The following is a 22,789-nucleotide window of genomic DNA, read 5'->3' on the forward strand; positions in this document are numbered from 1 at the left end:
TCGTCGCCGGGCGGGCCCGGCGCGAGGCGTCGACGGTCGGTCGGCTACTTGACCGAGATGCCGCGCTTCTTCAGCTCCTCGACCGTGGTCTTCTGGGCCTCTTCCAGGGCGCCCACGATGGTGCCGCCGCTGGAGAGCTTGCCGAACTGGTCCTTGAGGATGGTGTTCGTCTGCGTCATCGACGGGCCCCACGTCCAGCCGGCGCCGACCTTGCCCGCGGCGTCGGTGAACAGCGGGTAGATGTCCTGCTTGCCGAAGTAGCCGGTGTCGAAGAACTGCGAGGCGGTGGGCACCAGTTCGGTGGCGGCCGGGTAGGCGCTGGAGGTGCCGGAGGCGATCCGCGCGGAGATGCCCTCCTTGGTGGTGGTCATCCACTCGATGAAGGTGAGCGCGGCCTTGCTCTTCTTGCTGTCCTTGCTCACCGCGAAGGTCGAGCCGCCGAGCATGGCGTTGGCCGGGGTGCCCCAGTCGGGCAGCGGCGCGACGGCCCACTTGCCGGCCAGGTCGGGCTGGCTGCTCTTGAGCACGCCCGCGCTCCACGAGGCGCCGACGATGCCGACGGTGCCGCCGCTCTTGAGGTCGGCGTTCCACTGCTGGCTGAACGAGGGCTGCACGCGCACCAGGTCGTCGGAGACCAGCTTGTTCCAGTACTCGCCGACCTTGCGCGAGTTGGGGTCGGTGAGCGAGACCTTCCAGGACTCGCCCTCGGTGCCGAACCACGCGCCGCCGGCCTGCCAGGTCAGGCCCGCCATGGTGCTGGGGTCGTCGGGGTAGAAGGTGCCGATCCGGGCGTTCGGGTCGGTCTTCTTGACCTGCTCGGCGGCGGCCCGGTACTCGTCCCAGGTCTTGGGCACCGCGATGTTGTGGTCAGTGAAGAAGTCCTTGCGGTAGTACAGCGCCATCGGCGCGGCGTCCAGCGGCACCGCCCAGGTCTTGCCACCCAGTTCGGTCAGCTTGTTGACCGACGCGGGGAACTTCGACTTCAGCCCGGACACCTTCGAGGTGATGTCCTGCACCGCGCCCTGGCTGACGAAGTCGGGCAGCTGCGGATACTCGATGGTCAGCACGTCGGGGGCGTTGCCCGCCTTGACCGCGTTGGACATCTTCGCGTAGCCGCCCGCGTTGCCGGACGGGATCTGCTCGTACTTGACCTGGATGTCGGGGTGCGACTTGTTGAACGCGTCCACCACTTCCTGGGTGCCCTTGGTCCAGGACCAGAAGCTCAGCTCCTGCTTCTGCCCCGGGGCGCCGCCCGCGGCGGGGCCGGCGCCCGTGTCCTTCTTCTTGTCGTCGTCGCCACCGCCGCAGGCCGTGACGAGGCTCAGGGCGGTGACTATGCCGACGAGAGCCGTGCCGAGTCGGATGGATGTGCGCTGCATGGATGCTCCTGGGTCGAACCTGCATCGAAGGCGATAGCGAGCATCATTCGTTCAGGAGCGAACAGCGTCAAGAGCAAATGAACAATCGATGAAAAACGAAACTCGCTATGATCGTTCGATCACGCAGGGGTTCGGTCGGTTTCGCTCGTTCGCGAGGGGGTGGTCGGTGTCGGTACGGCGGACAGGGTCGCTCCGCTCGCCTCGGTCGGCGCGTCCGGGTCGACCGGCTCGGTGGTCGACCGCAGCCGCAGCCTCGGCACCAGCGAGATGTGTCGGGGTGCTCGTCCCTCGTCGCCGTCGGCGAGCCGCGCGGCAAGCAGTTCGACGGCGATCCGGCCCACCTCGTGCTTGGCCGGCGCGATCGCACTCAGCGGCGGGTCGGCCAGCGCGGCCACCTCGTCGTCGTAGGCGATCAGCGCCAGGTCGCCGGGCACGTCCAGGCCCGCCGCCCGCAGCCGGGACACCAGGAGCAGTGCGTCCTGGTCGTTGTGCACCAGCGCGGCGGTGGCGGCGCCGGTACGCGCCGCCTCGATCACCCGCGTCACCGCCCGGTCGAAGCCGTCCGCATCCTCGCCCGGATGCGGCGTCTCCACCCCGGCCGGATCCGGCGGGGTCAGCCCGAGCGCGGCCATCGCGGCGGTGTACCCGGCATGCACGGCGGGCGTGGTCGGGCTGCCCAACCGGGCCACGAGCAGGATGCGCCGGTGGCCGAGCGTGCCCAGCCGGCGCACCGCCTGGGCGGCGCCGAGCGCGTGGTCGGAGGCGACCCGGTCCAGGTGTTCCAGCCCGGAGCCGATCTCGGCGCGGCGCTCCACCAGGACCACCGGCACCGGCAGGCGCCCCATCCACGCGTCCTCGCCGCCCGGTCCCGGCGCGCGCGAGGGGGTCAGCAGCAGCCCGTCCACGCCGCCGCGCAGCAGCTGGTCGACCTGATCGCGGTCCTCTGCGGGCAGATAGCGCGAGATGCCCAGCACGAGCCGGCCGCCGATCGCCTCGACCGCGTCCCGAGCGCCGCGCACCACCTCCGGGAAGTAGTAGGTGGCGGACGGGACGAGCATGCCGATCGTCGGGCCGTCGTGGCCGTTCACGGGAGGCCGGCCCGCGGTGGGCGCGGCCGGGCGCGCGTGCGGCAGGGTGGCGCCGCCGTGCACCCGCGCGAGCAGCCCGCTCGCCACCAGCGCGGTGACGTCGCGCCGCACGGTGACCAGGGAGACGCCCAGCTCCTCGGCGATCTCCACCACCTTGACGCTGCCCCGCTCGCGGGCCGTCCTGAGAATGAGTTCCTGCCGCTGTTCCGCCAACACCGTGGACGTCGTCCTTCCGAGTCGCGCACGCCTGCGCCCGGCGTGCCCCCCTGGCGTCCGGCTGCTGTCCGGCCGCCGCCTCAGCCTAGGGCATCGCCATTCGATTTTGATTGAAAAGGATCGTTCGATCAAACCGACTCTTGACCTGATCGATCGACCCCACCTAGCGTGTCGACGGCCGAACGGGTCGAACGGTCGATCGGTGGGCGCGAGAACGCCGACGGCCGAGCCGCCGAGTCGAGGAGATCCGTGAACACACCGCACCCCTTCGTGCTCCCGCCGGAGGACCGCACGCTGAGCCCGTACACCGGTTGGACGCGCGCGCACTGGGAAGCGGTGGCCGACGGCCTGCTCGCGGCGGTGCGCCCGTACCGCTCCCCCGGCGGCGCGCTGATCACCCTGCCGGGCCGCACCAGCTGGTCGGGCGTACGCTCCGACGGCCTGGAGGGGTACGCCCGCACCTTCCTGCTCGCGGCGCTGCGCGCGGCCGGCGCCGCGGCCTCCGGTCGGCCGGTCCCGGCCGGCCTGCTCGAACCGTACGCCGACGGTCTGCGCGCGGGAACCGCCGCACCGGGCACGGCGGATCCGGAGTCCTGGCCGGCCGTGGTCGACCGCGGCCAGGCGATGGTGGAGGCCGCGTCGGTGGCACTGGCGCTGCATCTGACGAAGGCGCACCTGTGGGACCGGCTGGACGAGCCCACCCGGGAGCGGGCCGCCGACTGGCTGGCGGGCGCCCTGCGGCACGAGCCGGTGAACAACAACTGGTGGCTCTTCCCGGTCGCGGTCGGCACCTTCCTGGAGGCGGCCGGCCGGTATCCCGAGCAGTCCCGCGCGGCGATCGAGCGCGGTCCGGCCCGCATCGAGGACTGGTACGTCGGCGACGGCTGGTACACCGACGGCGCAGGCCGCTACTTCGACCACTACAACGGCTGGGCCCTGCACCTGTACCCGCTGTTGTGCGCGGTGGTGGCGGGCGAGCCGGTCGACCCGGTCCGGCGCGAGCGGCTGCGCACGTTCCTGACCGGCTACGGCCGCCTGTTCGACCGCACCGGCGCGCCGCTGCACCAGGGGCGCTCGCTGACCTACCGGTTCGCCGCGGCGGCTCCGTTGTGGCTGGGCGCGCTGGTGGACGCCACGCCCTACTCCCCCGGCACCACGCGGCGGCTGGCGAGCGGCGTGCTGCGGCACTTCCTCGATCGGGGCGCGGCGGCGCCGGACGGCCTGCTGTCCCTGGGCTGGTACGGCCCCGACCCGGCGACCGTGCAGTCCTATTCGGGCTCGGCGTCGCCGTACTGGGCGGCCAAGGGCTTCGTCGGCCTGCTGCTGCCCGAGGACCACGAGGTGTGGACCGCGCGCGAGTGCGCGGGGCCGGCCGAGACGGAACGCGCGGACAGCGGGCTCGGGCTGCCCGGGCCGGGTCTGCTCGTACACTCCGGCGGGGGCTCGGCACGGTTGCTCAACCACGGCGCCGACCACCAGCCGGCCGCGCCGAGCGACGAACTCGCCCCCGACGACCCGCTGTACGCCCGCCTGTCCTACTCCGCGGCGACCGGCCCCACCCGCGAGGGCGACCTCGCCGACAACCACCTGGGCCTGGTCCTCGACGGTCGGGTCACCGAGCGCGGCCGGGTCGAGCCGCTGGGCGCCGGGTCGCACTGGGCGGCCTCGGCACATGTGCCCACGCTCGACGGGAAGCCGGTTCCGGGCACCCGGGTCGTGTCGGTCGCCGTGGTGCGCGGTGCGTACGAGGTGCGCGTGCACCGGGTCCTGGCGCCGGCCGGCACGGCGGTGCGCGAGACGGGGTGGGCGCCGGCGGCGGCGTTCGGCGCGGACCTGCGCTCCTCGGTGCACGGACCGCGGGCATGGGTGCACACCGACGCCGTACACGCCGGCCTCACCGGTCTGCTGGGCTGGGACCGGGCCACGATCCACCCGGCGCCGCACGGGACGGCGTTCGGCGCGGCGGCCGAGGTGCCCGCGCTCGACGGCGTCGCGACGGCCGGCCCGCTGGTCACCGTGCTGTCCCTGACCTGGGCCGACACCCCGCCCGGCCCGGCGCCGCGCGCGACGGAGCCGGCGCCGGGCGCGGACGCCGGGTGGGGTGTGGACATCCGGTGGGGCGACGGCACCGTCGGCCGGGTCCGGGTGTCCGCGTCGGGAGAGTGCTCGGTCGCCCACGAACCGGCCTGACGGCCGGGGAGGTTCAGGTCTTCGGCAGGCGGCGCACCATCAGCGTGTTGTCGATGCGGGTGACCGGCCGGCCCTCGGGGTCGTTCTGGATGCGCTCGTGCTCCTCGCTGCGCAGCACCTCCCACTCCCCGTCCGGGAGTTCGAGCGAGGCCAGCACCTCGTCGGGCGTGGGGAGCGCCATGTCGGGCGTCGGGTCGGTCTCCCACGGCGGCAGTCCGCAGTGCCCGACGACCAACAACACCCCGCCCGGGGCGACCGCCGCGACCGCCTTGCGCAGGATGCGATCGCGGTCGATGCCGGCGTGCGAGTGCAGGAAGTGCGCCGAGATCAGGTCGAAGTCGCCCTCGGGGAAGGTCTCGTCCAGGTTGTGCCACTGCCAGTCGACGAGGTCGGCGACCCGCGCCTCCTCGGCGTGGACGGCGGCCCGCTCCAGGGCGATCCGGGAGACGTCGACGCCGGTCACCCGCCAGCCGCGCTGGGCCAGCCAGATCGCGTCGGCCCCCTCGCCGCAGCCCAGGTCCAGGGCGCGGCCGGGCGGCAGGTCGGCGGTCTCGCGGACCAGCGGGGCGTTCGGCTTGCCGCTCCAGATCCGCTCCTTCTCCGCGTAGCGCGCATCCCACGACTCGGCGGGCGTGAGCGGGGCGGTCGGCGGCTCGGCGGTCGGGGGCTTGTCGTCGGTCATCGCGGACGTCCTCCAGGGCGATGGCGGTGAGCCCGGTCGGCGCGACCGGGCGGGCGGCGCGTGGTCCGTCGCCCGTGCGCATGCTCCGCCCGACGGGGGTCGCGTGACAAACCTTGTTGCCGAGTCGGCAAACGGGGCCTGCCGGAGGAGGACATCGCGAACGTGCGTGGGCCGGTGGGCCGCCGCATCGCGGCGACCCACCGGCACGTTCGCGATCGTGTGCCGTCCGAACCGTCCGGGCTACTCGGGCTACTCGGGCTGCCGGATCAGAACGTCACGTCAGTGCACTGGTAGAAGGCGTTGCCGGTGTCCGCGATGTCCCAGACCGCGAGGACCACGGCCCGGCCACTGCGCCCACCGGGGATCGTGCCGGTGTGCGAGACGACGGAACCCGGCTGTACGCCGTTGTAGGGGACGGTCAGGAAGGGTGTGCTCTCCAACTGGGCCCGGGTGATCTTCTGGCTGGGCGACCAGCTCGCCTTGGTGATGAAGTAGCGGAACGACGTGGTCGCGTGCCGCGCGGTGAGCTTCCAGGTGAAGGTCTTGCTTGCGCCGGAGGCCAGCTGGGAGGTCGGCCACGCGCCGCCACGCGGGTCGTCCAGTTCGGCGAAGCGGCTGTTGCCGCCCGCACACAGGGTGCCGTCGGCGGGACCGCGGGTGGGGAATCCCTTGGGGCCCTCGACGCTCTGCGGCTCCCACTGGATCTCGCCGCAGTTGGTGACGGTGCCGTTGGCGCAGTAGGCGGCCCGGCTGGGCGGGCTGGTGACCCACCCGTGGCCGCTGGCGGTGCCGGCCAGGATCAGGGGAACCGAGACGGCCGGTACGGCCATCGCCGTCAGGATGGTCCTTGTACGCATGGAACTCTCCTTGGGGACGAGTGAATGCGAAGGACGTTCGAACGGTCCGGGTCCGCGTCGCACGCCTCATTTCACCGCGTGTTCACATCCGTATTACGTTCCTCAAGTTAAGAGGTCCAGACCAATCGGTCAATGGTTCGGATGCCGGCGCGGGTAACGAAGTCCCTTTTGGGACAAGGTGGTTGGTGATCTTCGGGAGGATATCGGGGGGTTGGTGATCCCCGACGTCAGCCGCGCCCGGCCGGTTGCCCGGACTCCGGTGCCAGCACCTCGAGTTCGGCCATCGCCCCGACGGTGATCTCCCGGGTCAACCGCTCGGCGGCGGCCGCGTCACCCTCGCGGATCGCCTCGGCGACCCGCACGTGCAGGGTCACGGCCGGCGGGTCCGGGTCGGGGAACATCACGTGGTGGTGGGTGCGTCCGCTCAGCACCTCGGCGACCACGTCGCCCAGGCGGGCGAACATCTCGTTGCCGGAGGCGGTGAGGATCTCCCGGTGGAAGGCGATGTCGTGCACGAGGTACGCCGCCAACTGTCGACCGCGCGAGGTGGAGACCATGCCGAGCGCGTGCCCGGTCAGCGCGGCGCATTGGGCCGGCGTGGCGAACCGGGCGGCCAGCGCGGCGGCGGCGGGCTCGATCGCCGAGCGCAGTTCGGTCAGCGACCGCAGTTGGCGCGGCCGGTCGGCACCGGCCAGACGCCAGCGGATCACGTACGGGTCGAAGACGTTCCACTGCTCGGGCGGGCGCACGGTGACCCCCACCCGCCGGCGCGACTCGACCAGTTGCATGGATTCCAGTACCCGCACGGCCTCGCGGACCACGGTGCGGGAGACCTCGAAGCGCTCTTCCAGCTCGTCGGTGCGGAGCACCGTGCCGGCCGGGTAGGCGCCGGCCGCGATGGCGGGCCCGAGGGATTCCAGCACCTTCATATGCAAGCCCCGGCCCTCGTTCTCCATGGCGTCACCCTACTGGGCGGGGCCCGCCGAGCCGGTGCAATTATGTATGACTTAATTGCATCGAAGGCTTGATTAAGTACTACCTTTAGGTTTGGGTATGGGACGGCGCCCGAGCACGAGCCGGGCCGGCCGGGCCGAGACAGCGAGGTATCGATGAGCGCACCCCACGTCGTGGTCGTCATGGGTGTGTCCGGCACGGGCAAGTCCACCGTCGGTCGCCTCCTGGCCGCCGAACTGCGGGTGCCCTACGCGGACGCGGACGACTTCCACCCGCCCGCCAACATCGCGAAGATGTCGGCCGGGATCCCACTGGACGACGTGGACCGCGCACCCTGGCTGGACGCCATCGGCGACTGGCTCGGCGCGCACGCCGACACCGGAGGCGTGGTCGGCTGCTCGGCCCTCAAGCGGGCCTACCGCGACCGGCTGCGCCGCGCCGCGCCCGACGCGGTCACCGTCCACCTCGCCGGCGACCGCGCCCTGATCGCCGAACGGCTGCACGAGCGCACCGGCCACTTCATGCCGGAGACGCTGCTCGACTCGCAGTTCGCCGACCTGCAACCACTGGAGCCGGACGAAGCGGGTGTCTCCCTCGACATCACGCCCGGCCCGTCCACCCTCACCACCCAGGCCGTCGCCGCGCTGCGCCGCCTGGAGATATCACGCAATCCGGACACGCACCGGAATCCGAATCAGGGAACCCCATGAGCACCATCGACCTGCCGGCACTGGCGGCGGCTCCGGCCGCGCCGATCACCTCGGCCGGACACGCCCAACTGGGCCTGGCCGTCCTCGTCGGCATCAGCGTCATCGTCCTGCTGATCGGCAGCCTCAAGCTGCACGCCTTCCTGGCCCTCACCATCGGCTCGCTCGTCCTCGGCGCGGTCGCCGCCGCGCCGATGGACAAGACGATCGCGAGCTTCACCTCCGGGCTCGGCTCCACCGTCGCGGGCGTGGGCGTACTGATCGCGCTCGGCGCGATCCTGGGCAAACTCCTCGCCGACTCCGGCGGCGCCGACCAGATCGTGGACACCATCCTGGCCAAGGCGAGCGATCGCACCATGCCGTGGGCGATGGCGCTGATCGCGGGCATCATCGGGCTGCCGCTGTTCTTCGAGGTCGGCGTGGTCCTGCTGATCCCGGTGGTGCTGCTCGTGGCCAAGCGCGGCAACCACTCGCTGATGCGGGTCGGCATCCCCGCCCTGGCCGGGCTGTCCGTCATGCACGGCCTGGTCCCGCCGCACCCCGGGCCGCTGGCCGCCATCGACGCGATCCACGCCGACCTGGGCGTGGTGCTCGCGCTCGGCGTGGTGGTCGCCATCCCGACGCTGGCCATCGCCGGTCCGCTGTTCGGCCGCTACGCCGCCCGCTGGGTGGACATCGCACCGCCGGAGCAGCTCACCCCGGAGCGGCCCTCGGAGGAGTTGGAGCGCCGGCCGAGCTTCGCCGTCACCGTGTCCACCGTGCTGCTGCCCGTCGTACTGATGCTCGGCAAGGCCCTGGTCGACATCGTCGTGGACGATCCCGCCGACCGGGTCCAGCGGGTCGCCGACGTGGTCGGCTCACCGCTGATCGCGCTGCTGTCCGCGGTGCTGGTGGCGATGTTCACCCTCGGCCGGGCGGCGGGCTTTCGCCGCGACCGGCTCGCGACCACCGTCGAGAAGGCGCTGTTGCCGATCGCCGGGATCCTGCTCATCGTGGGCGCGGGCGGCGGCTTCAAGCAGACCCTGGTCGACGTCGGCGTGGGCCGGATGATCCTGGACATCTCCGAGGACTGGTCCATCTCGCCGCTGCTGTTGGCCTGGCTGATCGCGGTCGCCATCCGCCTGGCCACCGGATCCGCGACGGTGGCCACCATCTCGGCGGCCGGCCTGGTGGCACCGCTGGCGGCGGACATGAGCACCACGCACACCGCCCTGCTCGTCCTGGCCGTGGGCGCCGGGTCGCTGTTCTTCAGCCACCTCAACGACGCCGGGTTCTGGTTGGTCAAGGAGTACTTCGGGATGAACGTCGGTCAGACGATCAAGACCTGGTCGCTGATGGAGACGATCATCTCGGTGGTCGCGGGCGGCTTCGTGCTGTTGTTGTCGCTGGTGTTGTAGCCCGACGAAGGTCGTGTCGTGGCCCGACGACGGTCGGGTCGTGGCTCACCAAAGGTCTGGACCGATCGCCGGGTCGACGCACGCCGCCCGCGCCCCGGGCGCCGGGTCCACCGGAATCGCCCGGTCAGGCCGTAGGCTGCCGGTATGTCGGGTCCCCGGGATGCAGCTCGTGACGAGGACCGGGTGCGCGCCGTCGCCTTCCGGCTGGTGGTCGCGGGCGGCGGCGCGGCGGTCGCGCCCGAACGGATCGCCGCCGCGCTCGAACCCCCCGTGACCGACCTCGGCCTGGCCGACGCCGACGACGTCCTGCTCGCCGCCGTGCACTGGTCGCACCGGCGCATCGCCCGGCGCTTCTTCGACCTCACCGCCGGCCGCTTCGGTCTGGCCGCGCTGCGCGAGGGACTGACCGACCTGCTCCCGCTCGACGCGGACCGGGTCGACGAAACCGTCCTCGAACTGGCCATGTGGCACCGGGCCCGGGTCAGCGCCAAGGTCGCCGAGAACAACCGGCGCGAACGCGAGGACCTGCGCGTGATCGTGCGCGGCGTGCTGGCCGACGCCCGCGACGACGGCGAACTCGTCGACGGCGTCGACGTGGACGCCGTCGCCGCCTGCCTGCTCGCGCTGATCGACGGATTGAGCGTGCACGTCCTGCTCTACCCCGACCGCATGCCGGCCGCGACCGCGGCCCGCACCCTCACCGCCGAACTGGACCGCATCACCCGCCCGGCCCCGCCCGCCGACGATCGCTGAACAACGCCGATCGCCGCGCAGGCGCCGGAAATCCAGGTGAGCGCAGCACGCCGAGTCGGCTAACTTCCGGGCATGGTCAATCCGGAGAAGCTGCTGATCGAGCGGCTGGCCCCGGCGTTCGCACAGGTCGCGGGTACGCCCGTCGACCCGTCGATACGCCGCGGCCGGCACGCGGACTTCCAGTGCGACGGGGCCCTGGGCCTGGGTCGACGACTGGGCCGCGACGCGCGTGAGGTGGCGGCCGACGTTCTCCGACTGGCCCGACTCGGCGACCTGTGCCCGACGGCCCGCGTCGCCGGACCGGGCTTCATCGAACTCGACCTCGACCCCGCCCGACTCGGCACACTGCTCGCGGACATCGCCGCCGATCCCCGGCTCGGCGTGCCCCGCACCGACCGTCCCGAGACCGTCCTCGTCGACTACTCCGGCCCCAACACCGCCAAGGAGATGCACGTCGGCCACCTGCGCTCGACGATCATCGGCGACGCGGCGGTGCGGATCCTGGAGTGGCAGGGCCACACCGTGCTGCGGCGCAACCATCTCGGCGACTGGGGCACCCCGTTCGGCATGCTCATCGAGCACCTGCTCGACATCGGCGAGGCCGAGGCCGCGCACGAGTCGTCCGTCGGCGACCTGACCGGCTTCTACCAGGCCGCCCGCCGCGCGTTCGACGCCGACGAGGCATTCCGTGAGCGCTCGCGCCGGCGGGTGGTCGCGCTCCAGGCGGGCGATCCGAGCACGCTGCGTCCGTGGCACGTGCTGGTCGCCGCGTCCAAGGCGTACTTCACCACCGTCTACACCCGCCTGGGCGTGCGGCTCACCGAGGACGACTTCTTCGGCGAGAGCCACTACAACGACCGACTGCCGTCCGTCATCGAGGAGTTGTCCGCGGCCGGGCTGCTGCGCGAGAGCGAGGGCGCACAGTGCGTCTTCCCCGAAGGCTTCACCAACCGCGAGGGCGAGCCGCTGCCACTGATCGTGCGCAAGAGCGACGGCGGCTTCAACTACGCCGCCACCGACCTGGCCGCCGTGCGGCAGCGCGTGCGCGAGGAGGGCGCGACTCGGCTGTTGTACGTCATCGGCGCACCGCAGCGCGAGCATCTGGAGATGGTCTTCGCGACCGCGCGGTCCATGGGCTGGTTGCCCGCGCCCACCCGGGTCGAACACGTCGACTTCGGCTACGTGTTGGGTGACGACGGCCGGATCCTGCGGACCCGGGCGGGCGCGTCGATCAAGCTGGTGGACCTGCTCGACGAGGCGGTGGCCCGGGCACGGGCGGCGATCGCCGGGAAGAACCCGGACCTGGACGCGGACACCCGGGCGGAGGTGGCCCGCGCGGTCGGCATCGGCGCGGTCAAGTACGGCGACCTGTCGGCGGATCGGCGCAAGGACTACCGCTTCGACTACGACCGTATGCTCGCCTTCGACGGCAACACCGCGCCGTATCTCCAGTACGCCCGGGTCCGGAGCCTGTCGATCCTGCGCCGTGCCGGCATCGAGACGCCGGACCCGAACGTCGTGCCGATCGTGCGCGAGCCGGCCGAACGGGAGTTGGCCCTGCGCCTGCTCGCGCTGCCCGAGGTGATCGAGGAGGTGGGCGCAACACTGGACTTCCACCGGCTCACGCAGTACCTGTTCGCCCTGGCCACCGCGTTCACCACGTTCTTCGAAAGGTGTCCGGTACTGCGCGCGGAGCCCGGGATCCGCGACTCCCGGCTGACCCTCTGCGACCTCACCGCCCGCACCCTGGCGCTCGGCCTGGACCTGCTCGGCATCGAGGCGCCCGACCGCATGTAATGCGCGCAGCGCGAAAGGGCCTTCCCGGCAAGGGAGTCGGCGGGGGTGGCGACCCGACTCCCCGTCGCCGGGAAGGCCCTGCTCACGCCGCCGGCAACCGCACCGGCGTCGGCCCGGGTTCAGGAACGGCGCCGCCGCACCCGCACCACGACGCCGCCCAGACCCGCCACACCGAGCAACCCGGCCGCGGCGAACGCGGTGGGCGCCATGCCGAACGGGTCGTCGCCGGAACCGGACCGCACCGCACCCGGGTCGGTGGGCCCGAAGCCGCCCGCCAACCCCTTCGCGTCGTAGCCGGAGCCGGGCAACTTGTCGGCGTACGCCCGGTGTACCCGCCGCTGGTAGGCCGCGACGGTGGTCCCGCCCGCGCCGATCGCGTGCTCGGCGTCGGCGTTGAGCGGCGACACCCGGTCGCCGGCCTGTACGTACCAGGCGTTGATCTGCGGCTCGCGGAAGACCACCCCACCGGGCGCCAACCGCGCCCCGGTGGCGACGTAGCGGGCCTCGTCGTCACCCTCGGCGATGTTGACCACCTGCGGGCCCTGCGCGGTGTCGGCCGTCCAGACCGACGCCCGGCGGCCGTCCGCGGCGACCGCCGTGCCGGCCAGGAACTCCCGCCGGGCGATCGGTACCGCGGCGCCCGGTCGGGCCGCGACGAACTCCGGGGACAGCATGTACACGGCGACCACGTCGCCGTCGATCCTGGGCGCCGCGTTCGGCGCCGCGAGCGCGCCGTCCCGGGCGAAGAACCTGGCCAGTGTGTCCAACGTGTCCGGCGCGGCGACCACGTCCCGGGCGGCGCTCACGCTCGCCGCGTCCGGCGCCGGCGGCGCGGGAACGGACGCGGCGTGCGCGGCCTGGGGGGTGAGCGTCAGGGTGAGCGCCGCGGCCAGGGTGCCGGCCGCGAACAGACGCTTGATGGGGCCTGTGGTCATGGCGTCACGCTCCGATCCGGTAGAGCGAGTGGGTCCAGGAGAACTGGTTGTTGTTCACGTACCAGTTGTGCGACGCCCAGTTGTAGCGGGTGCTCGACGGCCACGGGTCGCCCCAGTAGACCCAGCTCTGCGCGGTGTCGTAGCCGTAGATCACGTGCATGTGCCCGCCGCCGGACGACCATTGGATCCGGGTCTCGATCGGCCGGTTGGCGTTGATCTCGGTCTGTACGGTGCTGTACTGGAGCCAACCGTTCACATAGGAGCCGGAGTTGATCCCGGCCCAGTCCAGCGCGTTCTGCACGTTGCCCAGGTTGGCCTGGGAGTTGGGGCACTCGGTGTTCTGGGATCGACCGAATGCCGCGTTGCAGAACTGGTTCTGGCTGTAGCCGCGGCCGTACCAGGTCGCGATCGTGTTGCCGGCTCCCGCCCAGCACCAGTTGCTCTTCTGCTGGGCCTGCATGGTGATGTTCAGCCGCTTGGCGCCGAGCGCGACGGGCGCCGCGACGTCGGTCGCGACGGAGGCGGAAGTGGAGCCGGAGCCGGCGGCGGCCGAGGTGGACGTGGTGGCGGAAGCCGCCGACGGCACCGCGAACAGCGCGGAGAGCAGGGCGACCACGGCGAGGGTCACCGCGGCACCGCGCCGACCGGACGCGGGGCCCGTGCGTGGGGACGTTCGAGTCATGGCGTTCCTTCCGTAACGGAGGGACGAGAGGTGGAACGTGGCGCGCGTCCGGACGCTGCAAGGTGGAGCATCGGGTGTTGTCGTGGTGTCTTTCAAGACGCTTCAATGCGGGGTGAAGCGGTGGTGTGAACGTCTCGACCGGCGTGTGAACGACATGCGACCGGTCGACCGGGACACCTCGGCCTGGACCGCCGGCCCCGACCGGACGGCCGTGAACGTTCACAAGGGAGGCGAGCGATGTCGCGGACCGATACCCGACCCGATCCGGTCGAGGCGGAACTGGCGAGGGCGTTGCGCGCGGGCCCGTTCCATCTGGCGTTGCGCGCGGCACTGGCCGCGCGCGGCCTCGCCCTGCACCGCGTGCAACACCGGCTGGCCCAGCGCGGCGTACACGTCGGGGTGACCAGTCTCAGCTACTGGCAACAGGGCGCCAGGCGCCCGCAGCGCGCCGAATCGTTGCGCGCGGTAAGGGCGTTGGAGGAGGTACTGGAGTTGCCGCCGCGCGCGCTGACCCGGCTGCTCGAACCGCCGACCGGCGAGCGCACCGCGTCCCGGCCGTATCGCGCGGTGGTCGAGGAGTCCGGCTCGCTGGGGCGATTGCTCACCGATCTGGAATCGCCGGCCGATGGCGGACTGCACACCGTCTGCCAGTTGGAGCGGGTCCGGGTCGGCCCGGCCCGCGAACTCCAGGGCCGCGCCTCGCAACACGTGGTGCGCGCGCACCGCGACGGGGTGGACCGCTATCTCGCCATCCACGTCGGCGACCCGGGCTGTGCGCCCGAGCGGGTACGGGTGCGGGCGAACGAGAACTGCCGGGTGGGCCGGGTGCGGTGGAGCGGCGATTCGGCCGTTCTGGTCGCGGAGTTGTTGTTCGACGCGCGGTTGCGGGCCGGTGACACCTACGTGTTCGGCTACGGCTTCGAGGACGGCACGGGCGGACCGAGCAAGGAGTATGTCCGCGGATTCACCTTCCCCTGCGGGCAGTACGTGCTCCAGGTGCGCTTCGACCCGGCCGCACTACCCGTGCACTGCCGCCGCTTCACACAGAGCACGGCGACCGCACCGCGCGCCGGCCGACGCGACCTGACCCTGAACGGCCGCCACTGCATCGTCCACCTGGCCGAACAGGACGTCGGCCCGGGCCTGCTCGGGATCGGCTGGGACTGGACCTGAGCGGCGGCCCGATCAATCCGACGTCACCGCCCCCGCCCTGGCCGAGGCGGTGCGCCGGATCCACGACGGGGAGGGCGTCAGCGCGCTGTTCGACATGTGACGGTGGGGTCACGCCCGCTCAGGTGAGCTTCAGGTCCGTGGTGATCCGGTCGGTGCGGACCAGCGCCTGCTCGGCGCGGACGTCGGTCATGAACACGAACGGCGGGATGATCGGGGGCAGCGGCAGGCCGTCGGCCGCGAAGTCGAGGCAGAGCAGGCCCTCGATACAGCCGTGCAGCCTGGTCAGGTAGATCCGGACGTGCCCGTCCAGGTCGAGCCGGGTGGTGTCGATCCGCATCCCCGGCCCGGCGCCGTCCCGGGTGGACAGGCGATAGTCGCGCAGGCGGGCCGAGTCCATGGTCAGCACCAGTACGCGCAGCGGTCCGCGCACGGTGTCCAGGGTGGTCACCCCGGCCAGGGCGAAGCCGACCGGGGCGAAGAAGCTCGCGGTGATCGCCGGGGGTGTGGCACCGACGACGATCCGCTCGGCCGGTGGCGCGACGGTGACGGTGGTGGCGGTGCTCCGGCCACCGCCGTGTGCCACCGCTCCGGCCCGATTCTCGACCGGGCCGAGGATGGACGCGACGAGCAGCAGGGGCAGCAACACGGCGATCGTCACGGTCTCGCCGCCGACGGACACCCGGTTCGGCCGCCACGCGACGCCCATCGCGCTGCCGAGCACGCCGAGCAGCATGCCGAGCAGGAAGCCGCCGAGGTTGGCCGCCACGAACGACGAGATCGAGACGATCATCGCGAAGATCCCGACGAAGTGCCGGTGTCGGGCCGCGAACCACATGAACAACCCGGCGACGATCAGGATCACCCCGATCGCCAGGCTCGCGATGCCGGCGATCCCCAGGGTGATCATCACCGGCAGCGGGGACAGCGGGACGGCCAGGATCTCCAGGCCGCCCGCGATCAGATACACCCCGCTCCAGAACGGCCGGGTGCGCCGCCATCGGCGCACCACCCGCCGCGCGGCCCGAAACGGCAGGTAGCGGTCCAATCTCGATCTGGGCTCCATGTCGTTCCGTCCTCCGGAGGTGACGTGCGAGCGCAAGCGGCAGCGGCAGTGACCGCAGCGGTGGGATCGGGATCAGAAGCAGCCGGCGCCGTCGAGGCTCACCCCGACGCGCAGGCCCCGGAGGTTGAACGTGCCGCCGGTGGCCGACCACGCGTGCGAACGCACGCCGGCCACCGAGACGTCGCCCGCCTGGAGGCCGAACGTGCCGCGCTCGCCCTGCGCACCGGACACCTTGTCCAGGGTGGACGCGTCGCGGCCGATCTCCACGGTGCCGAACTGCGCGTCGCCGACCAGGTCTTCGGCGCTGATGATCAGGTTCTTCGCGGTCACCGCGCCCGCGTCGCCGCCGGCGGTGAGCTTGAACGTGATCGTCCCCAGTGGGGTTTTGACCTTGGCCGACTGGCAGATGTCGCTCAGCGTCGCGTCGCCGACGGCGAGCATCGAGACCGGGTGTCCCTTGCCGTCGAGTGAGGTGTTGGTGCTCACGTAGGACGACAGGCCGGCGCTGCTCAGCTTGCCCGAACTCACCTGGAAACTGGTCCCGGACACCGCGAACGAGGCGGCGAGGGCGCCCTGTGCCATGGCCAGGGTAAGGACGCCGACCACGCCGAAACCCACCGCGCCGAGCGCCGCCGCACGCCGCCAACTCGTGCCCCCCTCGTCGGCCTGCGCCGACGGGCCGCCCGTACCGAAGTCGCGTTCCGATGCCGAGCCGTTTCGTGCGGACACTGTGTTCCCCTCTCGTGGGACCGGGCCGTTCACGAGTCGCCGAGACAACGCGCACGCACGCGAGTGGGCTGGGACGCGTCGCGGGACATCGGGGCGGGGCAGCGGGGCGGGGCCGGATTTCGGTGCCGCGGGGCGATGCCGTGGGACGCGGAGCGGAGCTGCCTTCGACGCTGTGCGTATATACCGTGCCGGGGCCGAGAGTAGGCGCTGTTTTGAATATAAGTCAACGGATTTTCGGGAACTCTCCGGCATCCTCCTCAAGCGCCGAACGGGCTGCGATGGGAGTCGTGGTGGTGGAGTGGCGGCGTAGCGCCAGGGTGGCCAGGAGACCGATGGCCATGCCCGCGGCGGTGAGCAGGACGACCACGAACTCGCCGTCGGCGGTGGCCGTTCGCAGCGCGGCGCCGGACTTGCCGTCGGTGCCGATGTCGGCGATGGCGGTGAACACCGCGAGACCGATGGCGTTGCCGAGGTTGAGGGTGGTGGAGGCGATGCCGTTGGCGACACCCTGCTCGGCGGGAGCGGTGCCGGTGGCCGCCGCGATCCACATGGCGGTCCAGACGATGCCCTGCCCGACGCCGGAGACCACGAGTCCGGGTACGAGCAGGCCATAGCCGGCGCCCTCGTCGAAGCCGACGGCGAGTACGGCGGTACCGATCGCGCCGATCACGAAGCCGATGATGAGCGTGCGGCGATTGCCGAACCGGGTGGCCAGGCGCTCGCCGAGTTGGGTGCCGGCGGCGATGGCGACCGAGGGGATCAGGAAGGCGAGTCCGCTCTCCAGCGCGCTGTAGCCGTGCACGCTCTGCAGCAGCACGGTGAGGAAGTAGGGCAGCACGCCGAAGGTGGCCATGTAGATGAACGTGATCGCCATCCCGACGGTGAGGCTGCGATTGCGGAACAGTCGGAACGGCATCAGCGGATCCCGCGTGCGCGCCTCGACGGCGGCGAACGCCGCGAGGAGCAGCACGGCCAGGACGAACGCGCCGACGACCCACGGGCTGCCCCAGCCCAGTTCGGGACCCTCGACCAGGGCGGCGACCAGGAGGGTGGAACCGCCGGTGACGCCGAGCGCGCCGGGCAGGTCGAACGGGCGGCGGATACCCCGGGCCGGGTCGCGGGGGATGACGAACAGCGCGGCGAGCGCGGCCAGTCCGGCGAGCGGGACGTTGACGAAGAACACCGCGGGCCAGCCGAAGTTCTCGGTCAGCACGCCGCCGAGCAGGGCGCCGATGGTCAGCCCGCTCGCGCCCGCGCCACCCCACACCGCGAGAGCTCGATTACGCTTCGGGCCTTCCTCGAACAGGGTGTTGATCAGGGACAGGGTGGCCGGCAGCAGTAGTGCGCCGCCGATGCCCTGGATCGCGCGTGCCACGATGATCGTGCCGGAGTCGGGCGCGAGGCCGCCCGCCAGCGAGGACAGCGCGTAGACGAGCAGGGCCGTCACGAAGGTTCGGCGTCGGCCGAGCAGGTCCGCGGCGCGCCCGCCGACCAGCAGGAAGCCGCCGGCGAAGACGACATACGCGCTGACCACCAACTGCTGGGTCTGGCCGGGGAAGCCGAGGTCGTCGCCGATCTCGGGCAACGCGACGAACACGATGTTGAGATCGAGGGCGTAGATCAGCTGCGCGAGGGCCAACAGGGCCAACGTCCAGCCGAGGTGTCGCCCGCCGGCAGCGGCCCTCGGCGGTGTCGGCGCGGAGAAAGTGGACATGCGAATACGCCCCTTCGTGGGTCACCGGATGGTTCCGGCACTCGACGGGCGAGGTCACCCGGCCGAGGCCGACCGTACGAATGATTGCGTACAGTCGGACTGACAGGCAAGGCCGGTCCTTGCTGAAACCGCCGTCACGGGCCCGCGCGGGACCACATCGGCGCAGGTCATCCGGTCTGTAGAAATGGATTGTTCGAATGTCGCGGTACAGTGGGAGCATGAGTTACCGCCACCCGGACCGCGATCAGATCCGGATCGAGAGCGTCCTGTCGGCACTGGGCAACCCGCTGCGACTCGGCGCGGTGCGGGTGCTCGACGCGGGCGGGGAACACAACTGCGGCAGCGTGCTCGCCGTGCTGGGCGTGACCGCGAAGTCGACGATGACGCACCACTGGCGCGTGTTGCGGGACAGCGGCGTGATCACCCAGGAGCCCTCCGGTCGGGAGAACCTGCTCTCGCTGCGCCGGGCCGACCTCGACGCCCGCTACCCGGGCCTGCTCGACGCGATCCTGAGCGGCGCCCGCACCGACGCCGACGAGTAGGCCCCGGCTCCGTCGCCCGGGGCCGCCGCGATCGGCGCAACGCGTGGTGTCCGATTTGCATCGGTCGGGTACTACCACCGATCTCCGGTATCACGGCGAGGGAAGTGTGCGATGGAGATCGGTACGAAGGTCAGGGCGATCACGGCGCTCGGCGGCGGACTTCGCCAGGAAGTGCCTGCGGACGCCGAGGGCTGGGTGGTGGCCAACCGGTTCGGCGGCGAGATCGAGGTCGCCTTCACCCTCCCGGGTCTGCTCGGCGGCACCCGTACGGTCAACGTCCCGGTGGACCCGATCCACGTGGCACCTGTCTGAGCGGCGTCAAGGTACCCCGAGGCGCCGGGACCAGGCGGGGTCGCGCACCGCACGGCGCGCGGGCGGGGCTCACATCGTCGCGACCCGTCGGACGATGTCGCGGCACAGCGCGCCCACTTCGGCCCGGTCGTCGGTGTACTGGGAGGGCTTGACGCAGATCGTGCCGAAGCCGCGCTCCAGTTGGCCGGGGATGGACTCCAAGGCGAGTTCGATCGGCGCGGGGCTGTGCGCGTCCGGGAAGGTGGGCCGGATCCCGCCGACCATCTCCAGGGCGTCCGCATCGCGCCCCGCCTCGCCCAAAGCGGCGCGCAGGTCGGTCAGTTCGGCGTCGGTGGGCCGGCCGAGCGGGTGGAAGCCGTGGCCGTACCGGACCAACCGGCGCAGCAGCGCGGGATGTACCGAACTGCCGCCGATCCACAGGCGCGGGCCCGATTCGCGGTAGGGCTTGGGCACCAGGTAGGCGTCTTCGAAGCGGTAGTCCTCGCCGGCGAAAGAAGCCGGGGTGTCCCGCCACAACACCTCCCAGGCGGCCAGGTGTTCGTCCAGGAGCCGGCCGCGGCGCTCGAACGGGACGCCGAGGGCGGCGTATTCGGGCGGGTGCCAGCTCACGATCGGCTGCACCACCAGGCGCCCCTGGGCCAGCAGATCGAGGGTGGCCAACTGCTGGGCCAGCGCGAGCGGATGGCGCAGCGGCGCGATCACTCCGGCCGCGATCAGGCGCAGTCGGGTGGTCCGCGCGGCGATCGCGGCGAGCAGGAGCAGCGAGTTCGGCCACGGCGTCGCCGGGTCCTGGTTGCCGGGCAGGGCGTACTCGCGCGGGTTCGCCATCAGCCCGTTGGCGTCCGAGCCCGGGCCGAGCACGATGTGTTCGCTGACCATGACGCCGTCGAACCCGGCGTCCTCCGCCTCCACCGCCATGCGGACCAGGGCGGGCAGGTCGCGGGGGTCGGTCAGGGTCCAGTTCTCGCTGAGCACGAGGATCATGCGGGGCGCGGGCATGGCGGTCCTTACGTCGGGCATCGGGCATCGGGAGAGGGGCTTCGGGGCGGGTCAGGCCGAGTACACGATCCGGCCGTCGAACACCGTGAGTGCGACCGGCAGTTCGGCGATCTCGTGCGGGGTCGCCGTGGTGAGGTCGCCGGCCAGGACGCAGATGTCGGCGACCTTGCCGACCTCCAGGGAGCCCTTCCAGTCCTCGGCGAAGTCCTGGCGCGCGGCGTTGATCGTGTACGCGCGCACCGCGGTGGCCAGGTCCACACACTGCTCGGGGCCGCTGGGTTTGCCGGTCGCCTTCGACTCGCGCAGCATCATCGCGGACACCCCTCGGCGCCAATCGGGGTGGGTGATCGGCGCGTCGGAACTCGCGGTGACCGCGATGCCGGCCTGCACCGCGCTGCGCACCGGCCACTGGTAGGCGGAGCGTTCGGGGCCGACCACGCCGTCCATCAGGTCGGCGATCGTCCACTTGATCGCCGGGTTCATGTTCACTCCCCAGCCGTGCTCGGCGAGGGTGCGCAGGCTGCGTGGGGTGCAGAAGTCGCCGTGGATGACGTAGTGCCGCTCGTCCTCGCGCGGGTGCGCGTCGGCGGCCTCCGTGAATGCCTCGACGAGGGCGTCGATCGCCTGATCGCCGGTGACGTGCACGCCGATCTGGTGGCCCGCCGCGTGGGCGTGGCGCACGATGGTGCGCAGTTCGCCCACACGCAGCGCGTCGGTGGAGCCGTGCATGCACAGGCAGCCGTTGCCGCCGCCGACGTACTCCTCGTGCATCCACGCGGTCCGGCTCGGCGGGATCCCGTCCGCGAAGACCTTGACCCCGAGCACTCGCAGGATCCGGGGGTCCAGGTCGTCGATGCCCTCGGGAAGCGGTGCGGCGAGGCGTTCGGGCAGCACGTCGGCGGCTTCGCCCATGGCCAGCGGCAGTAGCAACACGCTGACCCGCGCGTCGAGTTCGCCGCTGCGCGCCAGGTCGGCGTAGACCGCCAGGGTCTCCGCGCCGGCCGCGCCGAGGAAGAGCGAGCCGCCGCCGGGGCCCAGGCCCGGCTCGGTGAAGCCGGTGATGCCCTCGGCGTGACAGATGGCCACCGCCGCGCGGATCGCCCGTTCCCGATCTGCCCGGGTCATCGGCGGTACGGCCGCGTTGACCAGGTTCTGCGCGCCCTCGCGGAGCAGGCCGGTGGGTTCGCCGTCGGGGTCGAGTTCGATGATGCCGCCGGGCGGGGCGACGGTGTGCCGGTCGATGCCCGCCAGTTCGAGGGCGCGGCTGTTCAGCCAGGCGGTGTGTCCGGTGAACTCGTAGAGCAGGACCGGGCGATCGTTCACCACGGCGTCCAGGTCCCGGCGATGCGGCGTACGTGTGCGGGCGCCGCCGGTCGCCGACGGCCCGCACTCGGCGAGGTAGCCGACGTCCCAGCCGTTCCCGATCACCCAGGCGTCCGGCGGAAGGGTCGCCGCGTGTCGGGCGACGGCGGCGGTGATGTCGGCGATCGAGCCGACGGCGGGATGGGACACGTCGACCGCGAGCGGCGGCCGGGTGGCGCCGAACGCGCACGCGTGCAGATGCGAGTCGTCGATGCCGGGCAGCGCACTGCGGCCGGCCAGGTCGATCACCGTCGTGTCGGGGCCGATCAGCGGCCGGATCTCGGCGTCCGAGCCGACCGCGACGATCCGGCCGGCCCGGACGGCGAGTGCCTCGGCGATGGTGAACGCGGTATCGACCGTGAGTACCCGACCATTGATCATGACGAGATCGGTGCCGACCGACATGGAGGTCTCCTAACCCGATATTATTTGAGGCCAAACGATATGGATCGAACCCGGCCGCCACAAGACCTCGGGCCGGATCGACGGAAGGAGAGCTCCGGTGCGTGCCCTGATCATTCGCCACGACCACCCCTCACACGCCGGATTCGTCGGCATGCGACTGGCCGAACGCGGCTTCGAGTCGCACGACGTGACCGTCGTCCCCGACGAACGTTTCCACTCCCCCGACGTCCGGTTCGCCTTCCCGAACCCGACCGACTTCGACGTGATCGTGGTGCTCGGCGCGCCGTGGTCGGTCTACGACACGGCGACGATAGGCACCTGGGTGGGCGACGAACTCGATCTGCTGCGCGAGGCGGTCGCGGCGGACGTCCCGGTCCTGGGCATCTGCTTCGGCGCCCAGGCGCTGAGCGCGGCGCTCGGCGGCACGGTCGAGCCGGCCCCGAAGTACGAACTCGGGTGGCACCGGGTCGAGACCGACGATCCGAACCTGATCGCCGCCGGGCCCTGGTACCAGTGGCACTTCGACCGCTTCACCGTGCCGCCGGGCGGCCGGGAGATCGCCCGCTCGACGGCCGGGCCCCAGGCGTATGTCGTCGGCCGCTCGATGGGCGTGCAGTTCCACCCGGAGGTCACCCCGGACATCGCGGCCGCATGGCTGGCCCACGGCGGTGCCGACCAGGCCGCCGAACTCGGCCTGGATGTCGAGGACTTGCGGCGGAGCGAGGCGGGTGCGCGGGAGCGGGCCGCCGCGCTGGTGGACGTGTTCCTGGCGGAGGTCGCCAAGCTCTGAGCAACGGGCGTTCCGGACGCCTCTCGGCGAGCACCCGGGTTCGGGCGCTCGCCGAGGGACGTC

At 72.0% G+C, this 22,789-nt stretch carries 21 protein-coding genes; 9 read left to right on the forward strand and 12 right to left on the reverse strand.

Annotated elements, in window-relative coordinates; translation table 11 throughout:
* Positions 1 to 44: 44 nt before the first annotated feature.
* Positions 45 to 1,379 (reverse strand): ABC transporter substrate-binding protein, encoded by a 1,335-nt coding sequence (locus ACFXKZ_RS37270; protein WP_380007239.1) that lies wholly within the window; start codon positions 1,377 to 1,379, stop codon positions 45 to 47.
* Between the two features lie 119 nt (positions 1,380 to 1,498).
* Positions 1,499 to 2,683: a substrate-binding domain-containing protein gene (locus ACFXKZ_RS37275; RefSeq protein ID WP_380007242.1), complete on the reverse strand. Its 1,185-nt coding sequence runs from the start codon at positions 2,681 to 2,683 to the stop codon at positions 1,499 to 1,501.
* Between the two features lie 249 nt (positions 2,684 to 2,932).
* Between ACFXKZ_RS37275 and ACFXKZ_RS37280 the strand changes: the two genes are divergently transcribed.
* Positions 2,933 to 4,873 (forward strand): DUF2264 domain-containing protein, encoded by a 1,941-nt coding sequence (locus tag ACFXKZ_RS37280; RefSeq protein ID WP_380007245.1) that lies wholly within the window; start codon positions 2,933 to 2,935, stop codon positions 4,871 to 4,873.
* Between the two features lie 13 nt (positions 4,874 to 4,886).
* Here ACFXKZ_RS37280 and ACFXKZ_RS37285 read toward each other — a convergent pair whose 3' ends face one another.
* The 3 genes from ACFXKZ_RS37285 to ACFXKZ_RS37295 form a co-directional block, all read right to left on the reverse strand.
* A complete protein-coding gene (locus ACFXKZ_RS37285; RefSeq protein WP_380007248.1) occupies positions 4,887 to 5,555 on the reverse strand; it encodes a class I SAM-dependent methyltransferase in 669 nt (222 codons plus the stop codon).
* A gap of 266 nt (positions 5,556 to 5,821) precedes the next feature.
* Positions 5,822 to 6,412: a lytic polysaccharide monooxygenase gene (locus tag ACFXKZ_RS37290; RefSeq protein ID WP_380007251.1), complete on the reverse strand. Its 591-nt coding sequence runs from the start codon at positions 6,410 to 6,412 to the stop codon at positions 5,822 to 5,824.
* Between the two features lie 227 nt (positions 6,413 to 6,639).
* Complete coding sequence (locus ACFXKZ_RS37295) at positions 6,640 to 7,368, reverse strand: FadR/GntR family transcriptional regulator (protein ID WP_380007254.1); 729 nt, start codon at positions 7,366 to 7,368, stop codon at positions 6,640 to 6,642.
* 153 nt (positions 7,369 to 7,521) lie between these two features.
* Between ACFXKZ_RS37295 and ACFXKZ_RS37300 the strand changes: the two genes are divergently transcribed.
* The 4 genes from ACFXKZ_RS37300 (at position 7,522) to argS (ending at position 12,020) form a co-directional block, all read left to right on the forward strand.
* Positions 7,522 to 8,076, forward strand: a complete 555-nt coding sequence (locus tag ACFXKZ_RS37300; RefSeq protein WP_380007257.1) for a gluconokinase — start codon at positions 7,522 to 7,524, stop codon at positions 8,074 to 8,076.
* Positions 8,073 to 9,470 (forward strand): gluconate:H+ symporter, encoded by a 1,398-nt coding sequence (locus ACFXKZ_RS37305; RefSeq protein ID WP_380007260.1) that lies wholly within the window; start codon positions 8,073 to 8,075, stop codon positions 9,468 to 9,470. Before ACFXKZ_RS37300 ends, ACFXKZ_RS37305 begins: the two co-directional genes overlap by 4 nt.
* Positions 9,471 to 9,614: 144 nt before the next feature.
* On the forward strand, positions 9,615 to 10,223 hold the full coding sequence (locus ACFXKZ_RS37310; protein WP_380007263.1) for a TetR family transcriptional regulator C-terminal domain-containing protein: 609 nt from the start codon (positions 9,615 to 9,617) through the stop codon (positions 10,221 to 10,223).
* 72 nt (positions 10,224 to 10,295) lie between these two features.
* Positions 10,296 to 12,020: an arginine--tRNA ligase gene (argS, locus tag ACFXKZ_RS37315; protein WP_380007266.1), complete on the forward strand. Its 1,725-nt coding sequence runs from the start codon at positions 10,296 to 10,298 to the stop codon at positions 12,018 to 12,020.
* Between the two features lie 119 nt (positions 12,021 to 12,139).
* On the opposite strand, the gene ACFXKZ_RS37320 is transcribed toward argS, so the two are convergent.
* Both ACFXKZ_RS37320 and ACFXKZ_RS37325 read right to left on the reverse strand, forming a co-directional pair.
* On the reverse strand, positions 12,140 to 12,955 hold the full coding sequence (locus ACFXKZ_RS37320; protein ID WP_380007269.1) for a hypothetical protein: 816 nt from the start codon (positions 12,953 to 12,955) through the stop codon (positions 12,140 to 12,142).
* Positions 12,956 to 12,959: 4 nt separating this feature from the next.
* Positions 12,960 to 13,637, reverse strand: a complete 678-nt coding sequence (locus ACFXKZ_RS37325) for a papain-like cysteine protease family protein (RefSeq protein ID WP_380007272.1) — start codon at positions 13,635 to 13,637, stop codon at positions 12,960 to 12,962.
* Positions 13,638 to 13,874: 237 nt separating this feature from the next.
* Here ACFXKZ_RS37325 and ACFXKZ_RS37330 point away from each other — a divergent pair, with 237 nt between their 5' ends.
* A complete protein-coding gene (locus ACFXKZ_RS37330) occupies positions 13,875 to 14,810 on the forward strand; it encodes a hypothetical protein (protein ID WP_380007275.1) in 936 nt (311 codons plus the stop codon).
* A gap of 118 nt (positions 14,811 to 14,928) precedes the next feature.
* Here the strand turns inward: ACFXKZ_RS37330 and ACFXKZ_RS37335 are convergent, their stop codons facing one another.
* From ACFXKZ_RS37335 to ACFXKZ_RS37345, 3 genes are all read right to left on the reverse strand, one after another.
* Entirely contained in the window at positions 14,929 to 15,873 is a 945-nt protein-coding gene (locus ACFXKZ_RS37335) for a DUF6114 domain-containing protein (protein ID WP_380007278.1), read from the reverse strand.
* Between the two features lie 72 nt (positions 15,874 to 15,945).
* On the reverse strand, positions 15,946 to 16,602 hold the full coding sequence (locus ACFXKZ_RS37340; RefSeq protein ID WP_380007281.1) for a DUF6230 family protein: 657 nt from the start codon (positions 16,600 to 16,602) through the stop codon (positions 15,946 to 15,948).
* Between the two features lie 223 nt (positions 16,603 to 16,825).
* Positions 16,826 to 18,316, reverse strand: coding sequence for an MFS transporter (locus ACFXKZ_RS37345; protein ID WP_380007284.1), 1,491 nt, complete (start codon positions 18,314 to 18,316; stop codon positions 16,826 to 16,828).
* A 218-nt stretch (positions 18,317 to 18,534) separates the two neighbouring features.
* Between ACFXKZ_RS37345 and ACFXKZ_RS37350 the strand changes: the two genes are divergently transcribed.
* Positions 18,535 to 18,858: an ArsR/SmtB family transcription factor gene (locus tag ACFXKZ_RS37350; RefSeq protein WP_380007287.1), complete on the forward strand. Its 324-nt coding sequence runs from the start codon at positions 18,535 to 18,537 to the stop codon at positions 18,856 to 18,858.
* A gap of 111 nt (positions 18,859 to 18,969) precedes the next feature.
* Positions 18,970 to 19,170: a hypothetical protein gene (locus tag ACFXKZ_RS37355; RefSeq protein WP_380007291.1), complete on the forward strand. Its 201-nt coding sequence runs from the start codon at positions 18,970 to 18,972 to the stop codon at positions 19,168 to 19,170.
* 69 nt (positions 19,171 to 19,239) lie between these two features.
* Here ACFXKZ_RS37355 and ACFXKZ_RS37360 read toward each other — a convergent pair whose 3' ends face one another.
* Together ACFXKZ_RS37360 and ACFXKZ_RS37365 are read right to left on the reverse strand one after the other, a co-directional pair.
* A complete protein-coding gene (locus tag ACFXKZ_RS37360; protein WP_380007294.1) occupies positions 19,240 to 20,169 on the reverse strand; it encodes a TIGR03619 family F420-dependent LLM class oxidoreductase in 930 nt (309 codons plus the stop codon).
* 51 nt (positions 20,170 to 20,220) lie between these two features.
* Positions 20,221 to 21,936: an amidohydrolase gene (locus ACFXKZ_RS37365; RefSeq protein WP_380007297.1), complete on the reverse strand. Its 1,716-nt coding sequence runs from the start codon at positions 21,934 to 21,936 to the stop codon at positions 20,221 to 20,223.
* 97 nt (positions 21,937 to 22,033) lie between these two features.
* On the opposite strand from ACFXKZ_RS37365, the gene ACFXKZ_RS37370 reads away from it, so the two are divergent.
* Positions 22,034 to 22,726: a type 1 glutamine amidotransferase gene (locus ACFXKZ_RS37370; protein WP_380007300.1), complete on the forward strand. Its 693-nt coding sequence runs from the start codon at positions 22,034 to 22,036 to the stop codon at positions 22,724 to 22,726.
* Positions 22,727 to 22,789 lie beyond the last annotated feature (63 nt).

Source organism: Embleya sp. NPDC059237, from assembly GCF_042754105.1.
In the GTDB taxonomy this organism is placed as follows: Bacteria; Actinomycetota; Actinomycetes; order Streptomycetales; family Streptomycetaceae; genus Embleya.